Origin of the sequence: Sphingomonas sp. NFR15 (assembly GCF_900103265.1) — a bacterium.
GTDB classification, from domain to species: Bacteria; Pseudomonadota; Alphaproteobacteria; order Sphingomonadales; family Sphingomonadaceae; genus Sphingomonas; species Sphingomonas pollutisoli.
In genome coordinates, this window is record NZ_FMWX01000006.1 from 147,210 (window position 1) to 168,851 (window position 21,642).

Here is a 21,642-nt window from a genome sequence, read left to right on the forward strand (position 1 = left end):
GGGCCTGTCCCCGCGCATAGCAGGGCGCGATTACCGTCCCGGAGTGAGTTTAATGACCTACGTCGTCACCGATGCCTGCATTCGCTGCAAGTATATGGACTGCGTAGAGGTGTGTCCGGTCGACTGCTTCTATGAAGGCGAGAACATGCTCGTCATCAACCCCAGCGAGTGCATCGATTGCGGCGTGTGCGAGCCCGAATGCCCGGCCGAGGCGATCCTGCCCGATACCGAGAGCAATCTCGAACAATGGCTCGAACTCAACGCCACCTTCTCGGCGCAATGGCCCAACGTCACCCGCAAGCTCGATCAGACGCCGCCCGACGCCGATGCGATGAAGGACGAAACCGGCAAGTATGACAAATATTTTTCGGCGGCGCCGGGCGCCGGCGACTGATCGCGTCCGCCACTTGCTAGGATCGGCCCGCCACGGCGGCCCCCGCGCGTTCATGACGGCGGGCTGGTAATTTTATTGCTGGTGTGTTATAGCATCGGCGACGGAGGCGCGGTCGCGCGTTTCTCCCGCTGGAGACGTTAACACACCCACACCCGCTTGCACCCTCGCAGCCTCTTGCGCGCGGTGCTGTCGCACGGGATCACCGGTCCTACAGAAAGGCTAACGGAATGGCTGCCAAGGCGCTGTCCTTCGACGTCGGCGATTATGTCGTTTACCCCAAGCACGGCGTCGGCCGTGTCATCGAGCTGCAACGGCAGGAAATCGCCGGGATGCAACTCGAACTCTACGTGCTTCGCTTCGAAAAGGAGCGCATGACGCTCCGCGTCCCCACCAACAAGGCCGAGAGCGTCGGCATGCGCAAGCTGTCGAGTGACAAGACGCTGCGCGAGGCGCTCGAAACGTTGACCGGCAAGCCGCGCGTCAAGCGCACGATGTGGTCGCGCCGCGCGCAGGAATATGAAGCGAAGATCAATTCGGGCGACCTCGTCTCGATCGCCGAAGTGGTCCGTGATCTGTTCCGCGCCGACGACCAGCCCGAGCAGAGCTATTCGGAGCGCCAGATCTTCGAAGCGGCGACCAGCCGCCTCGCGCGCGAGCTCGCCGCGATGGAACAGGTCGATGAGCCGACCGCGCAGGAGAAGATCCTCGAGATCCTGCGCAAGGCCGCGGCGATCCACAACAAGGACAAGGTTCCCGCTTGATCCGCGGCGCCTTTTCCTGACGTTCAAAGGGGGCGGCCGGTGACGGCCGCCCCTTTTTCGTTGTGGCTCACGCGATTGTGTATTATAAAAACAATACACAAGGAGGATGGCATGCGGTTCGCGTCTCTCATCGCGCTGATGGCGTTGGTCGCCTGTTCACCGGCCGAGGACCGCGACGCCGCCGCCGCGACCGGCGGCGGCACGTCACGCATTTATGAGGTGGCCGGTTTCAACGGCGTTGCGCTGCGCGGCTCGGATGACGTCGATATCCGCGTCGGCAGCGGCTTCTCGGTCCGCGCCGAGGGGCCGGCCGCCGAACTCGACGCGCTTCGAATCGTCCGCGACGGCGACGTGCTCAGCATCGGCCGCAAGCAGGCGTTTGGCTTTCAATGGGGCGACAAGGCCCATGTGAAGATCTTCGTGACGATGCCGCGCATCACCAGCGCCGATCTCACCGGCACCGGTGATCTCGCGATCGACCGGGTCGAGGGCGAGCGCTTCCGCCTTCATAGCCAGGGTTCGGGCGACGTCGCGATCGGCACCCTCGGCGTCGAATCCGCCGATCTGACGCTGTCGGGCACCGGCGGGCTGTCGGCCAAGGGCAGCGCGCACCAGCTCAAGATCGACCTGACCGGCTCGGGCGACGTCGATGCCGCCGGGCTGAAGGCGACGAACGCGACGGTGTCGGTGCTGGGAACCGGCTCCGTGCGCGCGACGGTCGAAGGGCCGGCGCGGGTGTCGGTCACCGGAACCGGCGACGTCGATCTCGGCCCGGCGGCGCGGTGCTCGACCACCAACACCGGCACCGGCGAGGTCCGCTGCGGCGGCTGATCGAACGGCAACGTCCCGTTCGCGCTTGTGTGGGGGCACAAAGCGGACGATGCCCTTCGCGTGAAACGTCTTCTCGCCGCCCTGCCGCTGTTCTGCCTCCCCGCGCCCGCCGCCGCCGAACAGCGCGGATTCGCGATCGGCAGCTTCGACCGGGTCCGCATCGACGGGCCGTTCCGCGTGATCGTGACGCTCGGCGGCGCGCCCGGCGGCAGCGCCGAGGGCGATCCCCGCGCGCTCGGCGATCTCGACGTGCGCGTCGATGGCACCACGCTGATCGTGCGCGCGGGCGTGAACGGCTGGGGCGAGCAGGGCGGCGCCCGACACACCGCGCCGGTCGTGCGTATCTCGACCCAGGCGATTCGCAGCATCGTGGCGGTCGGCGCGGCGCAGGTCTCGGTCGGCGGCCCGTTTCGCGGCCAGCGGCTGGACCTGTCGCTGACCGGCAGCGGGACGCTCGCCGCGCCGACGATCGACGCCGATCAGCTTTTCGCGACCGTGCTCGGCGCGGGCACGATGACCCTTGGCGGGCGCGCCGCCAAGGCGCGGCTGACGACGAGCGGCAGCGCCAGCATCGCCGCCGCGCCGCTGGTCGCGGACGATCTCACCGTCCGGCTCGACGGCAATGGCGCGATCGACGCGCAGGCGCGCTACACCGCTGCCGTCACCACCACCGGCCTCGGCGGCGTGACGGTGTACGGCAAGCCCGCCTGCACGGTGAACGCGGTCGCGGGCGGCCCGGTGAGCTGCGGCCAGGTCGACTATCCGCCCCCGGACTGACCTTCCCTTCCGCTTGGCACAAACGGGTGATTTGCATGCCGGCGCCGACGGCGAAGCCGTCGGCCGGGTTCGGCTTGGCGCCGACCCGCCGGCCGTGCCGGGCGACGCGCGGAGCGCGTCGGCGCGGCTCGGCCGGCCCTGCGCCCGTCAGTACATATGTTGTCCGCCGTTGATGCTCAGCGTCGAGCCCGTCACGAAGCCGCCGTCCTCCGAACACAGGAACGCGACGCCGCGCGCGATCTCATGCGCCTGCCCCAGGCGGCCGACCGGAATCTTGGCGACGATCTTTTCGAGCACATCGGCCGGAACCGCCGCGACCATGTCGGTGTCGATATACCCCGGCGCGATCGCGTTGACGGTGACGCCGGCGCGCGCGCCTTCCTGCGCGAGCGCCTTGGTGAAGCCGTGGATGCCCGATTTGGCGGCGGCGTAATTGACCTGGCCATATTGGCCGGCCTGCCCGTTGATCGAGCCGATGTTGACGATCCGCCCCCATTTGCGCTCGCGCATGCCGGGGAACACCGCCTTGGCCATGTTGAAGCAGCCGCCGAGATTGGTGTCCATCACCTCTTTCCACATCTCATAGGTCATCTTGAGAATGGTGCCGTCGCGGGTGATGCCGGCGTTGTTGACGAGAATATCGACCGGCCCGAGTTCTTCGACCACTTTGGCGCAACCGGCGAGGCAGGCCGCGTGATCGGCGACGTCCCATTTGTACGCGGCGATACCGGTACGCTCGGTGAACTCCCGCGCGCGCGCGTCGTTGCCCGCATAGGTCGCGGCGACCGTCACCCCCGCTTCCTTGAGTGCGAGACTGATCGCTTCGCCGATACCGCGCGTTCCACCCGTGACAATTCCTACGCGTGCCATGTCTCTCTCCTGCGTTTGGCCGTTTCGACGCTAGGCGGCGGGGAGCCACCCTTCAAGTTCTTGTCTGAGTATTTGCCGCAAAAGCTGCACCCCTGTGGTGCTATCGTTCAGGCAGGGAAGATAGGCGAAGTCCGTGCCCCCCGCCGCCAGAAACGTCTCGCGTCCGCGAATCGCCAGTTCCTCGAGCGTTTCCAGACAATCCGCCGAGAAGCCCGGCGCGACGATCGCCACCCGCTTCACCCCTTGCGCGGGCAGGGCGGCCAGCGTGGTGTCGGTCGCGGGTTCGAGCCATTTGGCGGGGCCGAAGCGCGACTGGAAGGTGATGGTGAGCGGTCGGTCGATCGCCTCGGCGAGCAGCCGCGCGGTCTTCTGGCAATGGCAGTGATAGGGATCGCCGAGCTCCAGCGTGCGCTTGGGCATGCCGTGGAAACTGGCGAGGATCGCATCGGGCGTGAAATCGAGCGCGGCGAGCGACGCCTCGACCGATGCTTTCAGCGCGGCGATGTAGCGCGGATCGTCGTGATAGGGCGGCAGCGTGCGCAGCGCCGGCTGCCAGCGCATCGCCGCGAGCGTGGCGAAGGCGCTGTCATTGGCGGTGGCGGTCGTGGCGGCGCAATATTGCGGATAGAGCGGGGCGATCAGGATGCGCTCGCACCCGGCCGCCTTCATCGCCGCCAGCCGCTCGGGGATCGCCGGCGTGCCGTAGCGCATCGCCCAATCGACCGTGACGCCGTCACCGAAAGCGCCCTGCAACGCGCGCGCCTGCGCCGCCGTGATCGCCGCGAGCGGCGAGCCGTCCTCGCGCCAGACCTGGCGATAGGCATGCGCCGACTTCCGGGGGCGGGTGTTGAGGATGATGCCGCGCAGGATCGGCTGCCAGAGCAGGGGCGAGATTTCGACGACGCGGCGATCCGACAGGAATTCGCCGAGGTAGCGCTTCACCGCGCGCGGCGAGGCATCATCGGGCGTGCCGAGGTTGACGATCAGGACGCCGATGCGCGGCGCCGCGACGGGGGGATGGTTGGCGGGGAGCATCAGGAGTTTCCTACGGTGAGCGGCAACGAACGCAGGCGGTAGCCGGTCGATGTCTGCAAGGCGTTGGCGATCGCGGGCGCGACCGCGGGCACGGCGAGTTCGCTCACCCCACCGGGATCGGCCTCGCTCGAAATCAGTTCGACGGTGATGTCGGGCGTGTCGGCGAGGCGCGGCAGGCCGAGGTCGCGCAAGGTGCGCACGTCGGCGCGATTCTCGCTGAACCCGGTCGCGCCGCCGATCGCCGCCGCCATGCCGAAGATCAGCCCGCCCTCGATCTGCTGGCGGACGAGATCGGGGTTGATCTGCCGCCCGCAATCGACCGCCGCGACGATGCGATCGACCGCGACCGTCCGGTCGTCGTCGATATGCGCCTCGGCCAGCACCGCGATGTGGCTGCCGCGAAAGCTGTGGCAGGCGATGCCTTGCCCGCTGCCCGGCACGCCGCCTTCCCATCCGCCGAGCGCGGCGGCGGTCGACAGGCAGCGCGCCAGCCGCGCATCGCCGCCGAGCATGGCGATGCGGAACGACAGCGCCTCGGTGCCCGCGACATGCGCCAGCTCGTCGATGAAACATTCGGTGAAGAAGGCGGTGTAGCTGTGCGCGCCCGAGCGCCAATGGCCGGTCGGCACGCCGATGTCGGCGGGGTGATGGTCGATCGCATAGGCGGGGATTCGGTAGAACGGGCGCGCGCCGGCGACCGCGTAGCGATCGCCCGTGGCGGGCAGCGCGAGCGCCGCGCGCGCGGCCGCATCGGTGTCGAGCAGCCGCGCGGCGAGCTCGCGGCCGGTGGCGGGCGCGGCGATCCGCGCCTGCCAACCTAGAATCTGGCCGTTGGCGCCGAGCCGCGCCGCCATGCGCGCAAGCGCGGGCGGGCGATAGCGATCGTGCTGGAGATCCTCGCGGCGCGACCAGGTGAGCTGCACCGGGCGCTTGAGCACGCGCGCGAGCACCGCCGCCTGCTGCGCCGCGCGGTGATCGAGATTGGCGCCGAACGATCCGCCGATCAGCATCGGATAGACGGTCACGGCGGCTTCGGCGATGCCGAGCGCGGCGGCGGCGGCGGCGCGGGCGAGACCGGGCGCCTGCGTGGGCAGCCACAGTTCGAGCCGCCCGTCCTCGAGCCGCGCGGTCGCGGTCATCGTCTCGATCGCGGCGTGGACGGCGAGCCCGGCGCGATATTCGGCGGTGACGAGCCGCGCGCCCTTGAACACCGGCGCGAGATCGCCCTGCGCCCAGATCCGCGTGCCGTCGCCGGCGAGCGCGGCATCGAGCGCGGCGTCGATGCTGTCGCTGTTGATCGGCGTGCCGCGAATCGTGAATCGCGGCGCGAGCGCATCGAGCGCGCGGTCCGCCGCCCAGCCGTTGCTCGCCACCGCCGCCACCCAGCCATCGTTGGTGACGACCGAGAGCATGCCGCGCACCTTCGCGGCGGCGGCGCGATCGACCGAGAGCAAGCGGGCGTCGCCGAGCGGCGCCTGGCGGATCGCGGCGAACACCATGTCGGGCAGGCGGATATCGCCCGCGAAATTGGCGGAGCCGTCGATCTTGGCGGGGGCGTCGAGCCGGGGCAGCGACTGGCCGGTCAGCCGGTTGGTGTCATCGGCGCGCAGCGGCAGCGGATCGGGCAGCGTGCCGCCGGGGGCGGCCGCGGCGAGCTCCGCGAAGCGCAGCCGCCGCTTGCCGTGCGTCACGAAGCCCGCCTCGGTCGCGCACGCCCGCCAATCGACGCCCCACCGCTTCGCCGCCGCCTGGCACAGCAGCACGCGCGCCGCCGCGCCCGCCGCGCGTAGCGGCGCTTCGAACATGCGCACCGAGGTCGATCCGGCGGTGAGCAGCAGCGCGCCGCGCCGGGCATGGGCTTCGCGCAGCGGCGGCGGCACCGCATCGAACACGCCCGTGAACAACGTGTCGGCGGCGCGCGGATTGGCATAGAGCGGGTTGAGCAGGGCGGGTTGCACCGCGACGGTGCGCCAGTCCGCGCCGAGTTCGTCGGCGAGGATCTGCGGGAGCGCGGTATAGACGCCCTGGCCATGTTCGGCCTGCGGCACCGCGACGGTGACGGTGCCGTCCTCGCCGATCTTGAGCCAGGCGTTGAAGAGCGTCTCCCCCTTCGCGAGCGGCAGGTTGGGCGCATAGCCGCGCGGCCACAGCGCCCAGGCGACGAGCAGCCCGACGCCGGCGCCACCGCCGACCAACAGCCCGCGCCGGCTGACGTTGCTTCCCTCTCCGCGTGCGGCCATCGCGCTGCTGTACCCGGCGAATGGTGGCGTCACCATAGCTTTCCTCGCAAAGCCCCGTTCGGTTCGAGCAGCTTCGAGCGAAGCCGAGAAGCGGCCGCCGAGAACCGGGTGGCGAGGGGCGCCTTCTCGACTGCGATCTCGGCTGCGCTCGATCTCCGCTCGAAGCGAACGGAGTGGGTGGGCGAACGGAGTGGGGCGGGTGACGGTAGGCGGTAGGCGGTGGGCGGTGGGCGGCAGTCGGTGGCCGCCGCTTCCGCACTTGGCCGTGGCCGCACCGGGGACTATGGAAGCGCACGAACGTTCGAGGACATGCGCTTGACCCTGATTGCCGCCGCCGCCGCGCTCGCGACGCCCACCCAGACGCATTTGCGGTTCGAGCAACTGCACCTCAACCCGGTCGCGCTCAGCCTCGGCTTCTTCGACATCAAATGGTATTCGATCGCCTATATCACCGGCATCCTGATCGGCTGGTGGTATCTGCTCAAGCTGATCGCGCAGCCGGGATCGCCGATGGCGCGGCGGCATGCCGACGATCTGGTGTTCTACGCGACGCTCGGCATCATCCTCGGCGGGCGACTCGGCTATGCCGTGTTCTACGCGCCCGAGATGTTCCTCCACCCGCTCAACATCCTGCGGCTGTGGGACGGCGGCATGTCGTTCCACGGCGGGATGATCGGCACCTCGCTCGGCATCATCCTGTTCGCGCGCAACCACAAGCTCGATTGGCTGCGGGTGCATGACTATCTCGCGTGCTGCGTCCCGTTCGGACTGTTCTTCGGCCGGATCGCCAATTTCGTGAACGGCGAATTGTGGGGCAAGCCGAGCGACGTGCCCTGGGCGATCATCTTCTCGCGCGGCGGCGGCGAGATTCCGCGCCATCCGAGCCAGCTGTACGAGGCGGGGCTGGAGGGGATCGCCCTGTTCGCGGTGCTGTGGTTCTTCTTCTGGCGGACCAAGGCGCGCTACGAACCGGGCAAGCTCGTCGGCATCTTCCTGATCGGCTATGGCCTCGCGCGCTTCACGGTCGAATTCTTCCGCGAGCCCGATGCGCAGTTCGCCGGCACCTTCTTCGCGACCACGATCCACATGGGGCAGGTGCTGACGCTGCCGATGATCCTGGCCGGCGCGTATCTGGTCGCCACCGCCAAGGGCCGCCGCACCCGCGTCGAGCCGATCGCGGGCGGGGAGAGCGTGGCTTGATGCATACGATATTCCCCTTCCGCTTGCGGGAGGGGTTAGGGGAGGGCGTGTCCACACATGCCCGGCCCGCGTTTTGACCGCCCCTCCCCCGACCCCTCCCGCAAGCGGGCGGGGAGAAGAAGCATCGCTCGCCGATCGGCTGGCGCGCGCGATCACGCTCGCCGGGCCGATCCCGATCGCGCAGTTCATGGCCGCCGCCAACGCGCATTATTATGCGACGCGTGATCCGCTGGGGGCGGGCGGCGATTTCACCACCGCGCCCGAGATCAGCCAGATGTTCGGCGAGCTGCTCGGGCTGTGCGCGGCCGATCTGTGGGACCGCGCCGGGCGACCCCATGCGGCGTGGGTCGAGTGCGGCCCCGGACGCGGCACGCTCACCGCCGATGCGCTGCGCGCCGCCGCCAAGGCGGGGTTCGCGCCGCCGGTCCATTTCGTCGAAACCAGCCCGGTGCTGCGCGCCGAACAGGCCAGGCGCGTCGAGGGCGCGACGTGGCACGACGACGTGACGACGCTGCCCGACGGCGCGCCGCTGATCGTCGTCGCCAACGAATTCTTCGACGCGCTGCCGATCCGCCAGCTCGTGCGCGCGGCGGACGGCTGGGCGGAGCGGTTCGTCGCGTGCCAGGACACGCTGTTCCTGCCGGTCGCGGGCAAGCCGGTGCCCGCCGAGATCATCCCCGCCGCGTTGCGTGATGCCGCGCCGGGATCGATCATCGAGACCTCGCCGGCGAGCGTCGCGATCTTCCGCGCGCTCGCACGCCGGATCGCGCAGCAGGGCGGCGCGATGCTGACGGTCGATTATGGCTATGAAGGCCCCGCGATCGGCGACACCTTGCAGGCGGTGCGCGGCCACGCCTACGCCAATCCGTTCGAATCGCCGGGAGAGAATGACCTGACCGCGCATGTCGATTTCGCCACGCTCGCCGCCGCCGCGATGAAGGAAGGCGCGCGGCCGTCGCCGGTCGTCACGCAGGGCGCGTTTCTGCGCGCGCTCGGCATCGACGCGCGCGCCGCCGCGCTCGCCAAGGGCGCCCCGGCGCGGGCGCGCGGCATCGTCGCCGACCGCGACCGGCTGACGATCGAGATGGGGACGCTGTTCAAGGCGCTTGCCGTGACCGCGCCGGGCTGGCCGTTGCCGGCGGGGTTTGCTTCGTGATCGTCTATCGCGACGCGCGCGCCGCCGATGCGCTGCCGCTGTCGGCGATGGCGCGCCAATCGTTTATCGAGACGTTCGGCACGCTCTACAGCGAGTCCGATCTTGCCACCTTCCTCGACGATGCCTTTGGCGTGAACGGGCTGGCAGCGCAGTTGTCGGACCCCGATTTCACCGTGCGGCTGGCGATCGACTCGGGGGCGATCATCGGCTTCGCCAAGATGGGACCGGTCACGTTCCCCGGCGAGTGGCGGCCCGACGCGATCGAACTCTATCAATTTTACGTGCTCGGCCCGTGGCAGGGGCGCGGCGTCGCGCAGGAGATGATGGACTGGGCGATCCGCCACGCGCGCGAGCACGGCGCGCGCGAGATCATCCTCAGCGTCTATGTCGACAACCATCGCGCGCGGCGGTTCTACGAACGGCGCGGTTTCGAGGAGATCGGCGCCTATGCGTTCCGGGTCGGCGAAACGATTGACGACGACCGGCTGCTGCGGTTGGTGATATGAGCGTCGAGGTGAACCGCGCGGCCGCGCTGGACGGCGTCGCGCACGGCTTCCTCGGCCGTCGCGGCGGGGTGTCGCGCGGCGTATATGCGGGGCTGAACGTCGGCGTCGGTTCGGATGACGATCCCGACGCGATCACCGAGAACCGCCGCCGCGCCACCGAGGCGGTGTTGCCGGGCGCGAGCCTGGTCACGCTGTTCCAGGTCCATTCGTCGGACGCGGTGACGGTGCTCGCGGCGTTCGAGCAATTCGGGCGCCCGCGCGCCGACGCGCTCGTCACCGATCGGCCCGGCCTCGCGCTCGGCATCCTCACCGCCGATTGCGCGCCGGTGCTGTTCGCTGACATGGCCGCCGGCGTGGTCGGCGCGGCGCATGCGGGGTGGAAGGGGGCGCTCGGCGGCGTCACCACCTCCGCCGTGCTCGCGATGGAGGCGCTGGGCGCGCGCCGCGAGCGGATCGTCGCGGCGATCGGCCCGTGCATCGCGCGCGCCAGCTATGAGGTCGATGATGCGTTCCTGCGGACGTTCGACGCCGCCGATCCGGCCAACGCGCGCTTCTTCACGAGCGGGCGCGCGGGGCACCACCAGTTCGACCTCCAGGCGTATGTCGCGCATCGGCTCGCCGACGTGGGCGTGGGGCGGATCGAGACGCTCGGGCTCGACACCTATGCCGATGAGGACCGCTTCTTCAGCTTCCGCCGCGCGACGCATCGCGGCGAGCCGGGCTATGGGCGGCAGATTTCGATCATCGGGCTGAGCTGAACGTCGCCCCGGCGGAGGCCGCCGGGGCGTTTGGCGTGATCGGGTCGAACACGACGGAGCGGCCCCGGCCTTCGCCGGGGCGACGAACGGGTGCTGCCTTTTGTCCGCGAGATCGTTACATCTGTGACAGGCCCGCTTCAGCCGGGTGCGCAGGAGACCAAGATGACCGACGAAACCGAAGCCGACCTCACCGGCGGCGTGCCCCAGCGCCGCGCCAAGCCCGCGCTCGAATCGATCGGCGCGCGCAAGCTCAGCCCCGCGACGCGGATGATGGGGCATGGCTATGACCCGATGCTGTCGGAAGGATCGCTCAAACCCCCGATCTTCCTGACCTCGACCTTCGTCTTCCCCAATGCCGCCGCCGGCAAGCGCCATTTCGAGGGCGTCACCGGCAAGCGACCGGGCGGTGCGGACGGTCTCGTCTATTCGCGCTTCAACGGGCCGAACCAGGAGATCCTGGAGGACCGGCTCGGCGTGTGGGAGGAGGCCGAGGACGCGCTCGCCTTCTCCAGCGGCATGTCGGCGATCGCGACGCTGTTTCTCGCGATGGTGCAGCCCGGCGACACGATCGTCCATTCAGGGCCGCTCTATGCCGCGACCGAGACGCTGATCGCGCGCATCCTCGGCAAGTTCGGGGTGAAGTGGCTCGATTTCCCGGCGGGCGCGACGCGTGCCGAGATCGACGCGGGGCTCGAACAGGCCAAGGGGCAGGGCCGGGTCGCGCTGATCTATCTCGAAAGCCCCGCCAACCCGACCAACGCGCTGGTCGATATCGAGGCGGTGGCGGCGAGCCGCGACGCGATCTTCGCCGACGGCGAGGAGAAGCCGCCGATCGCCATCGACAACACCTTCCTCGGCCCGCTCTGGCAGCAGCCGCTGCGGCACGGCGCCGATCTGGTGGTGTACAGCCTCACCAAATATGCCGGCGGGCACAGCGATCTCGTCGCGGGCGGCGTGCTGGGATCGAAGGCGCACATCAACACGATCCGTTCGATGCGCAACACGATCGGCACGATCTGCGACCCGCATACCGCGTGGATGCTGCTGCGCAGCCTGGAGACGCTCGAACTGCGGATGAGCCGCGCGGGCGAGAATGCGGCCAAGGTGTGCGCGTTCCTCGACGGGCATCCCAAGGTCGAGCGGGTCGGCTATCTCGGCTTCCTCGAGGCGCACGGCGACGCGCGGCAGGCCGACATCTATCGCCGGCATTGCACCGGCGCGGGCAGCACCTTCTCGTTGTTCCTCAAAGGCGGCGAGGCGGAAAGCTTCGCCTTCCTCGACGCGCTCCAGATCGCCAAGCTCGCGGTCAGCCTGGGCGGCACCGAGACGCTGGCGAGCCACCCCGCCGGCATGACGCACCTGTCGGTGCCCGACGCGCGCAAGGCGGCGCTGGGGATCACCGACAATCTGGTGCGCATCTCGATCGGGGTTGAGGACGCCGGCGACCTGATCGCCGATTTCGAGCAGGCGCTGGCGGCGATTTGATCGTCCCGCCTCAATTCCGTTCGTGCTGAGCGAAGTCGAAGCACGTGTTCCGGGCGGGAGCGCTTGGGGCACGTGCTTCGACAAGCTCAGCACGAACGGGGATGGCGTAGGATGGTCCGGGCTGCTCTACTGTCCCAATGCGCCACCCCCTCCTGCTCGCCGCTCTCCTCGCCACCACCCCGCTCGCCGCGCAGACGCCGGCGCCGATCGACACGGTCGATCCGATGATCGGCACCGGCGGCGAAGGGCATACTTTCCCCGGTGCGACGGCGCCGTTCGGGATGGTGCAGCTCTCGCCCGACACCGATACGCGCTGCGAGATCCGCGCATGCTACAGCCACGCGGCGGGCTATCGCTACGAAGACCCGACCATCCAGGGGTTCAGCCACACGCATTTCTCGGGCGCGGGGCATAGCGACCTCGGCGACGTGCTGGTGATGCCGGCGGTCGGTGCGCGCGTCGCGCTCGATCCGGGCGATCCCAAGCAGCCGGGCACCGGCTATCGCTCACGCTTCGACCACAAGACCGAAGCCGCGCACCCCGGCTATTATGCGGTGACGCTCGCTGACAGCAAGGTGCGCGCCGAGCTGACCGCTGGCACGCGGATCGGCGTGCATCGCTACACGTTTCCGGCCGGCCAGGCGGCGCATCTGCTGATCGATCTGCGCTCGTCGCTCTACAACTATCCCGGCAAGGTGCTGTGGTCCGGGCTGCATCTCCGCCCCGACGGCGTGCTGACGGGTTTCCGCGAAACGCGCGGCTGGGCGCCGGGGCGTAAGCTGTACTTCGCGATGCGCTTCTCCGCGCCGCTTACCGACCACGCCTTTGTCGATCGCGAGGAGAAGCTGCTCTACAAGGGCTTCCAGGGGCCGGGGCGCGGCAGCGATGCGCTCGCCGAGAAGCTCGGGCGCGCGCTGGAGGCGCGGCTCGATTTCGGCGTGCTGAACGCGCCGCTCGAGGTGAAGGTCGCGCTGTCGGGCGTGGATGAGAATGCCGCCGTCGCCAATCTCGCCAGCGAGTCGGGCGATTTCGATGCGGTGCGCGCGCGTACCACCGCTGCTTGGGAGAAAGCGCTCGGCGCGGTGGCGATCGATGCGCCCGCGCCGATCCGCACCAGCGTCTATACAGCGCTCTATCATGCGCTGCTCGCGCCGACCGTGTGGAGCGATGCCGACGGACGGTATCGCGGGCCGGACGATCAGGTCCATCAGGCCAAGGGCTTCACCTTCCGCTCGACCTTCTCGCTGTGGGATACGTTCCGCGCCGAACATCCGCTGCTGACGTTGGTGCAGCCGGAACAGACCACCGCCGATGTCGTGCAATCGCTGGTGGCGAGCCAGCAGTTTAGTCCTGACGGCATCCTGCCGGTGTGGCAGTTCGCCGGGCGCGAGACGTGGTGCATGATCGGCTATCATGCCGTGCCGGTGATCGCCGACGCCTATCTGAAGGGGCTGCGCGGGTTTGATGCCGACGCCGCGCTCGCCGCGATGGTCGCGAGCGCCGATCACCGCGCGTATGGGGGCCTCGGCGACTATATCGATCGCGGCTATGTGCCGATCGACAAGGAGCCCGAGGCGGCCTCGAAGACGGTCGAATATGCGTTCGACGACTGGAGCATCGCGCGGATGGCGCGGGCGATGGGCAAGACCGACATCGCCGACCGATTCGAGAAACGCGCCGGCAACTGGCGGAACAGCTTCGACGCGAACAGCGGCTGGCTGCGCGCTCGGCTTTCGACCGGCGCGTTCCGCACGCCGTTCGATCCGACCGCGATCAACTATGGCTCGGACTATACCGAGGGCAATGCGTGGCAATATAGCTGGTTCGTGCCGCAGGACGAGGCCGGGCTGATCGCGCTGCTCGGCGGCGATGCGAAGACGATCGCCAAGCTCGACGCGATGTTCGATTTCGACACCAGCAAGGTCGATTACAGCCATGCGGAAGATATCGCCGGGCTGATCGGCCAATATATCCACGGCAACGAGCCGAGCCACCACGTCGCCTATCTCTACGCTTATGCCGGCGCGCCGTGGCGGACGCAGGCGCGGCTCAAGCAGATCGTCGACAGCCAGTACAAGCCGACGCCCGACGGGCTCGCGGGCAATGACGATCTCGGGCAGATGTCGGCGTGGCTGGTGTTCACCGCGCTCGGCTTCTACCCCGTCGCGCCGGGATCGAACCAATATGTCCTCGGGCGGCCGTTCGTGTCGCGCGCGGTGCTGACCTTGCCGAACGGCAGGCGCTTCACGGTGGTCGCCGATGGCCTGTCGGATGCGCACCCCTATATCGGCGCGGTGACGCTGAACGGCGCGCCGCTCTCGCGCAGCTTCGTGACCGACGCGGAACTTCGGGCCGGCGGGGAGTTGCGCTTCACGATGGCGGCCGCGCCGAACACATCTTGGGGCAGCGGTGCTGCGGCGCGGCCGTTCTCGATATCAGCACGCTGACCGCCCCGGCGCGGCGAACTTTCGGGCGCGCTCAGCCCCGATGAGGAGGGGATTTCCCGTTTTCGGCGGCGCTCACACCGCCGGGTAGCGCAGCCGGCCGATGAAGCGTGACAGGCTCGGGCGGTAGGCGGCGCGGGCGAGCAGGCCGGCCTTGGTCTTCTCGAAGCGCATGATGCCCTCGATCCGCCGCGCGAGGAACGCGCGCGTGTCGGCCCAGCCTTCGCTCTCGTCGTCGAGGAACACGCTCATCGTCGCGGCGTAGATCGCGGCGAGGATCGTGCGTTTGGTATAATGGTTGTAGTCGGTCGCGGTGTCGCCCGCCGCGCGCCAGATCGCGTCCGCCGCCGACCAGCCGAGCCGCGCGCCGGCGGTGATGTTCTGCGGCATCGCCAGGATCGCGAAGGCGCGGCGCAACGCCTCGCGGTTGGGCGCGACGATCGCCAGCCGCGCCTCGACCAGCGCGGTGATGCGCGCGCGAATCTTCATCGTGGCGACCGCCTCGGGCGGCAGGCGTTCGACCATGTCGGCGTTTATGCTGCCGAACCACGCCGCGATCATCTCGATCTGGCCGGGCAGCGCGAGCGATGCGACGTCGCGGTCGACGCCGGCGGCGTCGGCGGCGGCATCGCGCGCGGCGGCGCCCCATCCGTCGAAGGCGGCGTTGGCGGCGATCAGCGGCGCGAGCTGAACCGCAATCTCGTCGAGCGTGGCGTCTTCGGGGATAATCGGCATCATAGGTCTCCGCCCGTATTCTGGTGTTTGGCGCCTTCGGTTGCAACCGGCGCTCGCCGCGCGCGCACCATCACCAGCGCGACCGCGACGAGCAGCGCGCCGACGATGTCCGCCGGGCCGAGCGCCTCGCCATACCAGACCCAGCCGACCGTCGCCGCGACGATCGGCTGGGTCAGCAGCGCGAGCCCGATCACGAGCGGCGGGAAGCGGCCGAGCGAGAGCAGCATCAGCCCCTGTCCGAGTATCTGGCTGACGAAGGCGAGGCCGACCAGCGGCCCCCAATGCTGCGGGAAAACGCGCTCGCCGAGCGCCAGCGCGAACAGCAGCGCCGGCGCGATGCTCATCACCGTCGAGAGCGCGAGCGCGGGCATCGGCGGGGTGGTGGCGCGCACATGCGCCATCAGCGCGAGATAGACCGTGTAGAGCAGCCCGGCGAGGATGCAGAGCAGATCGCCGCCGAGATGGCTCGAATCGAGCTGATAGGATTGCCCCATCAGCAACAGCGCGCCGATGAAGGCGAGCAGCAACGCGCCCGCCTGCGCCCGCGTCGGCGGCGTGCGCGCGGCGATGAAGCCGTAGATCGGGAAGAGGATCGTCGTCGAATTGCCGAACAGCGAAGCGTTGGCGAGCGTGGTGCGCAGGATGCCGAGGTGCCAACTGCCGAGATCGCCGGCGAAACACGCCGCTCCCAGCGCCGTCATCAGCCAAAGCCGCCACGACCATGCCGCCGGGCGCCAGCCCGAGCGCAGCGAGAGCGCGATCAGCACCGGCGCCGCCAGCGTCAGGCGCCAGAAGGCCGCCGCGACCGGCCCGGTATCGGCGAGGCGGACGAGCCACGGCCCGAACGCGAGCGCGACGTTGCCGCCGATCAGCGCCGCGAACGCCAACACACCGCCGGTTTGCGGTGCAGCAGAAATTCTTGGGGAGGCGCGGCGATGCATGCCGCCCCTTAGCGCCCTATCTCCGCCGCGTCAGGCAACAAAAGGATTGTGCCGTTCCATGACTTCGCTCTTCGACCCGATCGCCCTCGGCGATATCCAGGCTCCCAATCGCGTGCTGATGGCGCCGCTGACGCGCGGCCGCGCCACGCGCGAGCATGTCCCCACCGACATCATGATCGAATATTACCGCCAGCGCGCGAGCGCGGGGCTCATCATCAGCGAAGCGACCGGCATCTCGCCACAGGGGCTTGGCTGGCCCTATGCGCCCGGTCTGTGGAATGACGAGCAGGTCGCGGCGTGGCGGCCGGTGACCGACGCCGTCCACGCGGCGGGCGGCCGTATCGTCGCGCAGCTCTGGCACATGGGGCGGCAGGTGCATTCGTCGGTGACCGGCGAGCAGCCCGTGTCCGCCTCCGCGACCAGGACCGAAGGCCATATGCACACCTATGAGGGCCGCCAGCCGTCCGAGACCGCGCGGCCGCTGCGGCTCGACGAGATCCCCGGCCTCCTCGACGATTACGAGACGGCCACGCGCAACGCGCTCGCCGCGGGGTTCGACGGCGTGCAGATCCATGCCGCCAATGGCTATCTGATCGACCAGTTCCTGCGCGACAACGCCAATTTCCGCGAGGACATTTACGGCGGCTCGATCGGAAACCGCACGCGGCTGCTGCGCGAAGTGACCGAGCGCGTGATCTCGGTGGCGGGCGCGGGGCGTACCTCGGTTCGGCTGTCGCCCAACGGCGATTCGCAGGGTGTGAACGACAGCGATCCCGAGCCCTTGTTCACCCATGCCGCCAAGCTGCTGTCCGATCTCGGCATCGGCTTCCTCGAACTGCGCGAGCCCGGCCCTCACGGCACCTTCGGCAGCACCGATGTCCCGAAGCTGTCGCCGGCGATCCGCAAGGTGTTCGCGGGGCCGCTGGTGGTCAATTCGGACTACGACACGGCCGAGGCGGCGCAGGCGGTGATCGATTCGGGTGTGGCCGACGCGGTGGCATTCGGCCGTACCTTCCTCGCCAACCCCGATCTGCCCGAGCGTTTGCGGACGGGCGCGCCGCTCAACCCGTCGGACCCCGCGACCTGGTACACCCGGGGCGAGAAGGGCTATACCGACTATCCCGCGCTCGAGACCGAAGCCGTCGCGGCGTAACCATCACCGTCACCCCAGCGTAAGCTGGGGTGACGATCGTGGCGCTCAGGCGAAGCGCTCGCGCAAGGCGAGCATGGCGAGCGCGGCCTTGGCGGCCTCGCCGCCCTTGTCCTTTTCGGTCGGCTTGGCGCGGGCGAGCGCCTGCGCCTCGTTTTCGGTGGTGAGGATGCCGTTGCCGATCGCGAGACCGTCCATCGACAGCGCCATCAGCCCGCGCGCGCTCTCGCCCGCGACGATCTCGAAATGATAGGTCTCGCCGCGGATCACCACGCCGATCGCGACATAGGCGTCATAGCGGCCGCTTTCCGCGGCGAGGCCGATCGCGCCGGGCACTTCGAGCGCGCCGGGGACGGTGATCGTCTCGTGGCTATGGCCCGCCTGCTCGATCGCGGCGCGCGCGCCTTCGAGCAGCAGGTCGTTGAGATGCGTGTAGAAGCGCGCTTCCACGATCAGAATCCGCGCCATCAGGCGTCTCCCTCGACGATGCGTTCGATTTCGCGTTCACCGATGATCGACAGACCATAGCCTTCGAGCGCGACAAGCGTGTGGCGGGTGTTGGTGAGCAGCACCATGTCATGCACGCCCAGTTCGGCGAGCACCTGCGCACCGATCCCGTAATCGCGCAATTCCTCCGAATCGCCGTCGAACGTGCCGGTCTTGTGGACCTCCATCTGGCGCGACGCGAAGTTGGGCATCGGCCGGTTGATGATGACGACCACGCCGCTGCCTTCCTCGGCGATCATCTTCATCGCGCCGGAGAGCAGCCCCTCGCGGGGGGAGCGTTCGCCGAACGTGTCGGCGAACAGCGACAGCGTATGCATCCGCACCAGCGTCGGCTTGCTCGGATCGATGCTGCCCTTGACGAGCGCCATCGTTTCCGTGCCGACCGCCTTGTTGTAGAAGGTGATCGCGGTCCAGTCTCCGCCCCAGCGGCTGCTGAACCGCATTTCGCTGCGGCGTTCGAGCAGATGGTCGTGACGGCGGCGGTAGGCGATGAGATCGCGGATCGTGCCGATCTTGAGGTTGTGGCGCTGGGCGAAGGCGACGAGATCGTCGAGCCGCGCCATCGTGCCGTCGTCGTTCATCACCTCGCAGATCACGCCCGACGGGTTGAGGCCGGCGAGCCGCGAAACGTCTACGGCGGCTTCGGTATGGCCCGCGCGGATCAGCACGCCGCCGCGTTTCGCAACGAGCGGGAAGACGTGGCCGGGGCTGACGATGTCCTCGCGGCCGCGGCTGGCGTCGATCGCGACCGCGACGGTGCGCGCGCGATCGGCGGCGGAGATGCCGGTGGTGACGCCCTCCTTCGCCTCGATCGAGATGGTGAAGGCGGTCTCGTGGCGGGTGCCGTTGTTGCGGCTCATCAGATCGAGCCCGAGCTGATCGACTCGCTCCTTGGAAAGCGCGAGGCAGATCAGCCCGCGCCCGTGGGTCGCCATGAAGTTGATCGCGTCGGGCGTCGCCATTTGTGCTGGGATGATGAGATCGCCCTCGTTCTCGCGGTCCTCGTCATCGACGAGGATGTACATGCGGCCGTTGCGCGCCTCATCAATGATCTCCTCCGGGCTGGAGAGGAAGCCGTGGCGAAGCCGGTGGAGATCACCGGACCGGGGTTCAGCGTTTTGCACGATAGTCTTCCATGCGTTGGAGGTAGCGGGCGAGCACATCGATCTCGATGTTCACCGTGTCGCCCGGACGGGCCGCGCCGATCGCGGTGACCTCGGCGGTGTGCGGGATGATGTTGACGCCGATGCGGACGCCATCGGCGACGTCCTCGACGCTGTTGACGGTCAGCGAGACGCCGTCGAGCGTGATTGAGCCCTTTTCGGCCATGTACGGCGCGATCTCCGGCCCGGCGAGGATGGTGAGCCGCTTCGAGCCGCCTTCGTCGTGGAGATCGACGATCGTGCCGGTGCCGTCGACATGGCCGGTGACGATATGCCCGCCGAGTTCGTCACCCAGCTTCAGCGCGCGTTCGAGGTTGAGCCGGCGGCCCTCCGCCCACTGGCCCCGCGCGGTGCGCGACAGCGTCTCGCCCGACACGTCGGCCGCGAACCAGCCCGGCGCCTTGTCGACCACGGTAAGGCACACGCCCGAGCAGGAGATCGACGCGCCCAGATCGATATCGGCGGTGTCATAGGACGTGGTGATGCGGACACGCGTGTCGCCGCGCGGCTCGACGGCCGCGATCGTGCCGACATCGGTGATGATTCCGGTGAACATCAGACTCTCTCCGTGCGCTCGTAGACCTCGAGCCGGTCGCTGCCAAGTTGCCGTGCGTCAAGCCTCTCCCAACGGCCGTGCGCGTGCGCGAGATCGTCGAGGCCGATCGCGGGCAGGGTGCGCCCGCCGCCGATCAGGATCGGCGCGCGGTACAGCAGCAGCCGATCGACCAGGTCGGCTGCGAGGAACGCCGCCGCCGTCGCGGCGCCGCCTTCGACCAACAGGCTGCCGATCCCCGCGAGCGTCGCGATCTCGGCCGGCGCGGCGAGCGTCGTCCATCCGGGCTCGGGCGTTGCGGAGAGCAGGACGCGGGCCGGCGCGCGATCGCCGAGGCCGGGCAGGCGCACGTCGAGGCGCGGCCGGTCTGCCGCCAGCGTCCCGCGCCCGACCAGGATCGCATCGTGCCGCGCGCGTTCGAGATGCGCGTGCGCGCGCGCTTCCGCGCCGGTGATCCACTGGCTGCGTCCGTCACCCATCGCCGCCGCACCGTCGAGCGAGAGCGCGAGCTTGAGCGTGACGTGCGGCCGGCCGAGACGCAGGCGGGTGAGGAAACCGGCCATGCCCCGCCGCGCCTCGGCCGCGCCGATGCCGGTGGTGACGGTGATTCCGGCCGCCTCCAGCCGGGCGATGCCATCGCCGTCGGTGCGCGGATCGGGGTCGCGCAGCGCGATCACCACGCGCGCGACGCCCGCCGCGACGAGCAGATCGGCGCAGGCGGGGCCGCGCGGCGAGACGTGCGCGCAGGGTTCCAGCGTGACGTAGCAGGTCGCGGCGCGGGCCGATTCGCCCGCCTGGTCGAGCGCCATCGCCTCGGCATGCGGGCGGCCACCGGGTTGGGTCCAGCCGCGCCCGATGACACGGCCGTCGCGAACGATGACGCAGCCGACATTGGGATTGGGAGTCGATCGGCCGCGTCCGCGTTCGGCCAGCGACTGTGCCGCCGCCATCCAGCGCGCGTCGTCGGCCACGATCAGTACAGGCCGACTGCGTTCATCTGATCGCCGAGCCGCTTGAAGATCGCGCGCTTCTCGGCTTCGAGGCGTTTTTCGGCCTCTTCGCGCTTGGTCTGTTCGGGGCCGTCGATCTTCTGTTGCGCGACGATCTCGGCGTCGGTGCGATCGGCGTTCCACTGTTTGAAATAGATGATGTCGCGGTGATATTCGCGCGGCTTGCCCTTCATCTCGATCGCGAAACCGTAGATCATCAGGAAGGTCAGCCCGATCGCGGCGGTGAGGAACACGATCTGATGGCGCGGCCGCCGGCGCAGATAGGCGCGCAAATCGCCGATCGCTCCGCGCACCGAAGCGGCGGCGGCGAGGTCCTCGGACATCCAGGGCATGCGGAACTTCATGGGGCTGAAGATAGGGGCGGGGCGGGGACGGCGCCAGCCCCCGCCCCGCATAGGCTCATTCCGCGTCGGCGAGCACGAAGCTGACCGCGACCGTGCGCCACGCCTCGACCGGGATGCCGTCGCGCGTGCCGGGCTTGAAGCGCCATTTCTCCAGCGCGCGCCTGCGCGTGACCGCGAAGAACGAATCGCTGGTCGCGCTGACCTGTTCGATATCCTTCACGCGGCCATCGACCCCGACCAGCACGCGCACCACCACGCGCCCGCCGCGACCCGCACGCTGCTCGTCGGGCGGAAACAGCGGCTGGAACAGGCTGGCGTAGCGCGGGTCGATCGTTGGATCGACGAGGACGGGGGGCACCGGCTTGGCGATTTCGACCGTGCCGGCGCCGGCCGTGCCGCCGCCATCGAGAGCCGGCGTGAAGGTCGGCTGCGAAATCGGGGCGGGATCGGCGATCTTCGTAACGGTGACGGGCGTGCTGGTATCGACCGGCTGCGGCGAGGCTTGCTCGATCGTTTCGGGTTTCGGCTGCGGTTGGGGCGGGGGGGGCGGCTTGACGGGGTCGAGCGGGATCGGATTGATCGTCAGGATCGTCTCGACATGCTTCTTGAACGTCGGGTTGGCGAACAGCACCAGTCCGCCGAGGATCGCGCCGTTTATGGCGAGCGCGAGGGCGGCGCTGCCTGGATTGATCTGAGTGTGCCGTGCGTGACGATCCGCATACATGCCTCTGTCTCCTTCTCCTGGAGTCGCGCCGCCCGGTTCGACGGCACTGGCATGATGT

Annotated in this window: 22 protein-coding genes; 11 read left to right on the forward strand and 11 right to left on the reverse strand. The window is 69.2% G+C overall.

Annotated features, from left to right (window positions below):
* Positions 1 to 52 precede the first annotated feature (52 nt).
* From fdxA to BLS81_RS14460, 4 genes are all read left to right on the forward strand, one after another.
* Positions 53 to 394: a ferredoxin FdxA gene (gene fdxA, locus BLS81_RS14445; protein ID WP_093224901.1), complete on the forward strand. Its 342-nt coding sequence runs from the start codon at positions 53 to 55 to the stop codon at positions 392 to 394.
* A 227-nt stretch (positions 395 to 621) separates the two neighbouring features.
* Positions 622 to 1,155 carry a CarD family transcriptional regulator gene (locus BLS81_RS14450; protein WP_069203963.1) on the forward strand — a complete coding sequence of 178 codons (534 nt, stop codon included), beginning with the start codon at positions 622 to 624 and terminating at the stop codon, positions 1,153 to 1,155.
* Between the two features lie 111 nt (positions 1,156 to 1,266).
* Positions 1,267 to 1,986, forward strand: a complete 720-nt coding sequence (locus tag BLS81_RS14455) for a head GIN domain-containing protein (RefSeq protein WP_093224903.1) — start codon at positions 1,267 to 1,269, stop codon at positions 1,984 to 1,986.
* Between the two features lie 60 nt (positions 1,987 to 2,046).
* On the forward strand, positions 2,047 to 2,763 hold the full coding sequence (locus BLS81_RS14460; protein WP_093224904.1) for a GIN domain-containing protein: 717 nt from the start codon (positions 2,047 to 2,049) through the stop codon (positions 2,761 to 2,763).
* A 147-nt stretch (positions 2,764 to 2,910) separates the two neighbouring features.
* Here the strand turns inward: BLS81_RS14460 and phbB are convergent, their stop codons facing one another.
* The 3 genes from phbB to BLS81_RS14475 are packed head-to-tail and all read right to left on the reverse strand — an operon-like array spanning position 2,911 to position 6,908.
* On the reverse strand, positions 2,911 to 3,633 hold the full coding sequence (gene phbB / locus BLS81_RS14465; RefSeq protein ID WP_093224906.1) for an acetoacetyl-CoA reductase: 723 nt from the start codon (positions 3,631 to 3,633) through the stop codon (positions 2,911 to 2,913).
* Between the two features lie 30 nt (positions 3,634 to 3,663).
* Positions 3,664 to 4,668, reverse strand: a complete 1,005-nt coding sequence (hemH, locus tag BLS81_RS14470) for a ferrochelatase (RefSeq protein WP_093224907.1) — start codon at positions 4,666 to 4,668, stop codon at positions 3,664 to 3,666.
* Positions 4,668 to 6,908: a xanthine dehydrogenase family protein molybdopterin-binding subunit gene (locus BLS81_RS14475; protein ID WP_093224909.1), complete on the reverse strand. Its 2,241-nt coding sequence runs from the start codon at positions 6,906 to 6,908 to the stop codon at positions 4,668 to 4,670. Before BLS81_RS14475 ends, hemH begins: the two co-directional genes overlap by 1 nt.
* A gap of 309 nt (positions 6,909 to 7,217) precedes the next feature.
* Here BLS81_RS14475 and lgt point away from each other — a divergent pair, with 309 nt between their 5' ends.
* The 6 genes from lgt to BLS81_RS14505 all read left to right on the forward strand — a co-directional run bounded on the left by lgt (position 7,218) and on the right by BLS81_RS14505 (position 14,460).
* Complete coding sequence (lgt, locus tag BLS81_RS14480) at positions 7,218 to 8,108, forward strand: prolipoprotein diacylglyceryl transferase (protein WP_093224910.1); 891 nt, start codon at positions 7,218 to 7,220, stop codon at positions 8,106 to 8,108.
* A 187-nt stretch (positions 8,109 to 8,295) separates the two neighbouring features.
* The gene (locus BLS81_RS14485; RefSeq protein ID WP_093225094.1) at positions 8,296 to 9,264 is read left to right on the forward strand and encodes a class I SAM-dependent methyltransferase; all 969 of its coding nucleotides are present in this window, start codon (positions 8,296 to 8,298) and stop codon (positions 9,262 to 9,264) included.
* Positions 9,261 to 9,770 carry a GNAT family N-acetyltransferase gene (locus BLS81_RS14490; RefSeq protein WP_093224912.1) on the forward strand — a complete coding sequence of 170 codons (510 nt, stop codon included), beginning with the start codon at positions 9,261 to 9,263 and terminating at the stop codon, positions 9,768 to 9,770. The genes BLS81_RS14485 and BLS81_RS14490 overlap by 4 nt, the downstream gene beginning before the upstream one ends.
* Positions 9,767 to 10,528 carry a peptidoglycan editing factor PgeF gene (gene pgeF / locus BLS81_RS14495; RefSeq protein WP_093224913.1) on the forward strand — a complete coding sequence of 254 codons (762 nt, stop codon included), beginning with the start codon at positions 9,767 to 9,769 and terminating at the stop codon, positions 10,526 to 10,528. Before BLS81_RS14490 ends, pgeF begins: the two co-directional genes overlap by 4 nt.
* Positions 10,529 to 10,690: 162 nt before the next feature.
* Entirely contained in the window at positions 10,691 to 12,013 is a 1,323-nt protein-coding gene (locus BLS81_RS14500) for a cystathionine gamma-synthase family protein (protein WP_093225096.1), read from the forward strand.
* Positions 12,014 to 12,150: 137 nt separating this feature from the next.
* The gene (locus BLS81_RS14505; RefSeq protein ID WP_093224915.1) at positions 12,151 to 14,460 is read left to right on the forward strand and encodes a GH92 family glycosyl hydrolase; all 2,310 of its coding nucleotides are present in this window, start codon (positions 12,151 to 12,153) and stop codon (positions 14,458 to 14,460) included.
* Between the two features lie 72 nt (positions 14,461 to 14,532).
* Here the strand turns inward: BLS81_RS14505 and BLS81_RS14510 are convergent, their stop codons facing one another.
* Positions 14,533 to 15,192, reverse strand: a complete 660-nt coding sequence (locus BLS81_RS14510) for a COQ9 family protein (protein ID WP_256326251.1) — start codon at positions 15,190 to 15,192, stop codon at positions 14,533 to 14,535.
* The gene (locus BLS81_RS14515) at positions 15,192 to 16,133 is read right to left on the reverse strand and encodes a DMT family transporter (protein WP_093224916.1); all 942 of its coding nucleotides are present in this window, start codon (positions 16,131 to 16,133) and stop codon (positions 15,192 to 15,194) included. The genes BLS81_RS14510 and BLS81_RS14515 overlap by 1 nt, the downstream gene beginning before the upstream one ends.
* A gap of 58 nt (positions 16,134 to 16,191) precedes the next feature.
* Between BLS81_RS14515 and BLS81_RS14520 the strand changes: the two genes are divergently transcribed.
* On the forward strand, positions 16,192 to 17,286 hold the full coding sequence (locus BLS81_RS14520; RefSeq protein WP_093224918.1) for an alkene reductase: 1,095 nt from the start codon (positions 16,192 to 16,194) through the stop codon (positions 17,284 to 17,286).
* Between the two features lie 45 nt (positions 17,287 to 17,331).
* Here the strand turns inward: BLS81_RS14520 and ribH are convergent, their stop codons facing one another.
* Genes ribH through BLS81_RS14550 form a run of 6 tightly spaced genes read right to left on the reverse strand, consistent with a single transcriptional unit; the run spans position 17,332 to position 21,584 of the window.
* On the reverse strand, positions 17,332 to 17,751 hold the full coding sequence (ribH, locus tag BLS81_RS14525; RefSeq protein ID WP_093224919.1) for a 6,7-dimethyl-8-ribityllumazine synthase: 420 nt from the start codon (positions 17,749 to 17,751) through the stop codon (positions 17,332 to 17,334).
* Positions 17,751 to 18,953 carry a 3,4-dihydroxy-2-butanone-4-phosphate synthase gene (ribB, locus tag BLS81_RS14530; RefSeq protein WP_093224921.1) on the reverse strand — a complete coding sequence of 401 codons (1,203 nt, stop codon included), beginning with the start codon at positions 18,951 to 18,953 and terminating at the stop codon, positions 17,751 to 17,753. The genes ribH and ribB overlap by 1 nt, the downstream gene beginning before the upstream one ends.
* A complete protein-coding gene (locus tag BLS81_RS14535; protein ID WP_093224922.1) occupies positions 18,901 to 19,509 on the reverse strand; it encodes a riboflavin synthase in 609 nt (202 codons plus the stop codon). Before BLS81_RS14535 ends, ribB begins: the two co-directional genes overlap by 53 nt.
* Positions 19,509 to 20,480 carry a bifunctional diaminohydroxyphosphoribosylaminopyrimidine deaminase/5-amino-6-(5-phosphoribosylamino)uracil reductase RibD gene (gene ribD / locus BLS81_RS14540; protein ID WP_256326266.1) on the reverse strand — a complete coding sequence of 324 codons (972 nt, stop codon included), beginning with the start codon at positions 20,478 to 20,480 and terminating at the stop codon, positions 19,509 to 19,511. The genes BLS81_RS14535 and ribD overlap by 1 nt, the downstream gene beginning before the upstream one ends.
* On the reverse strand, positions 20,480 to 20,860 hold the full coding sequence (locus BLS81_RS14545; protein ID WP_256326253.1) for a hypothetical protein: 381 nt from the start codon (positions 20,858 to 20,860) through the stop codon (positions 20,480 to 20,482). Before BLS81_RS14545 ends, ribD begins: the two co-directional genes overlap by 1 nt.
* Positions 20,861 to 20,915: 55 nt before the next feature.
* A complete protein-coding gene (locus tag BLS81_RS14550) occupies positions 20,916 to 21,584 on the reverse strand; it encodes a TonB family protein (RefSeq protein WP_093224924.1) in 669 nt (222 codons plus the stop codon).
* Between the last annotated feature and the right edge of the window lie 58 nt (positions 21,585 to 21,642).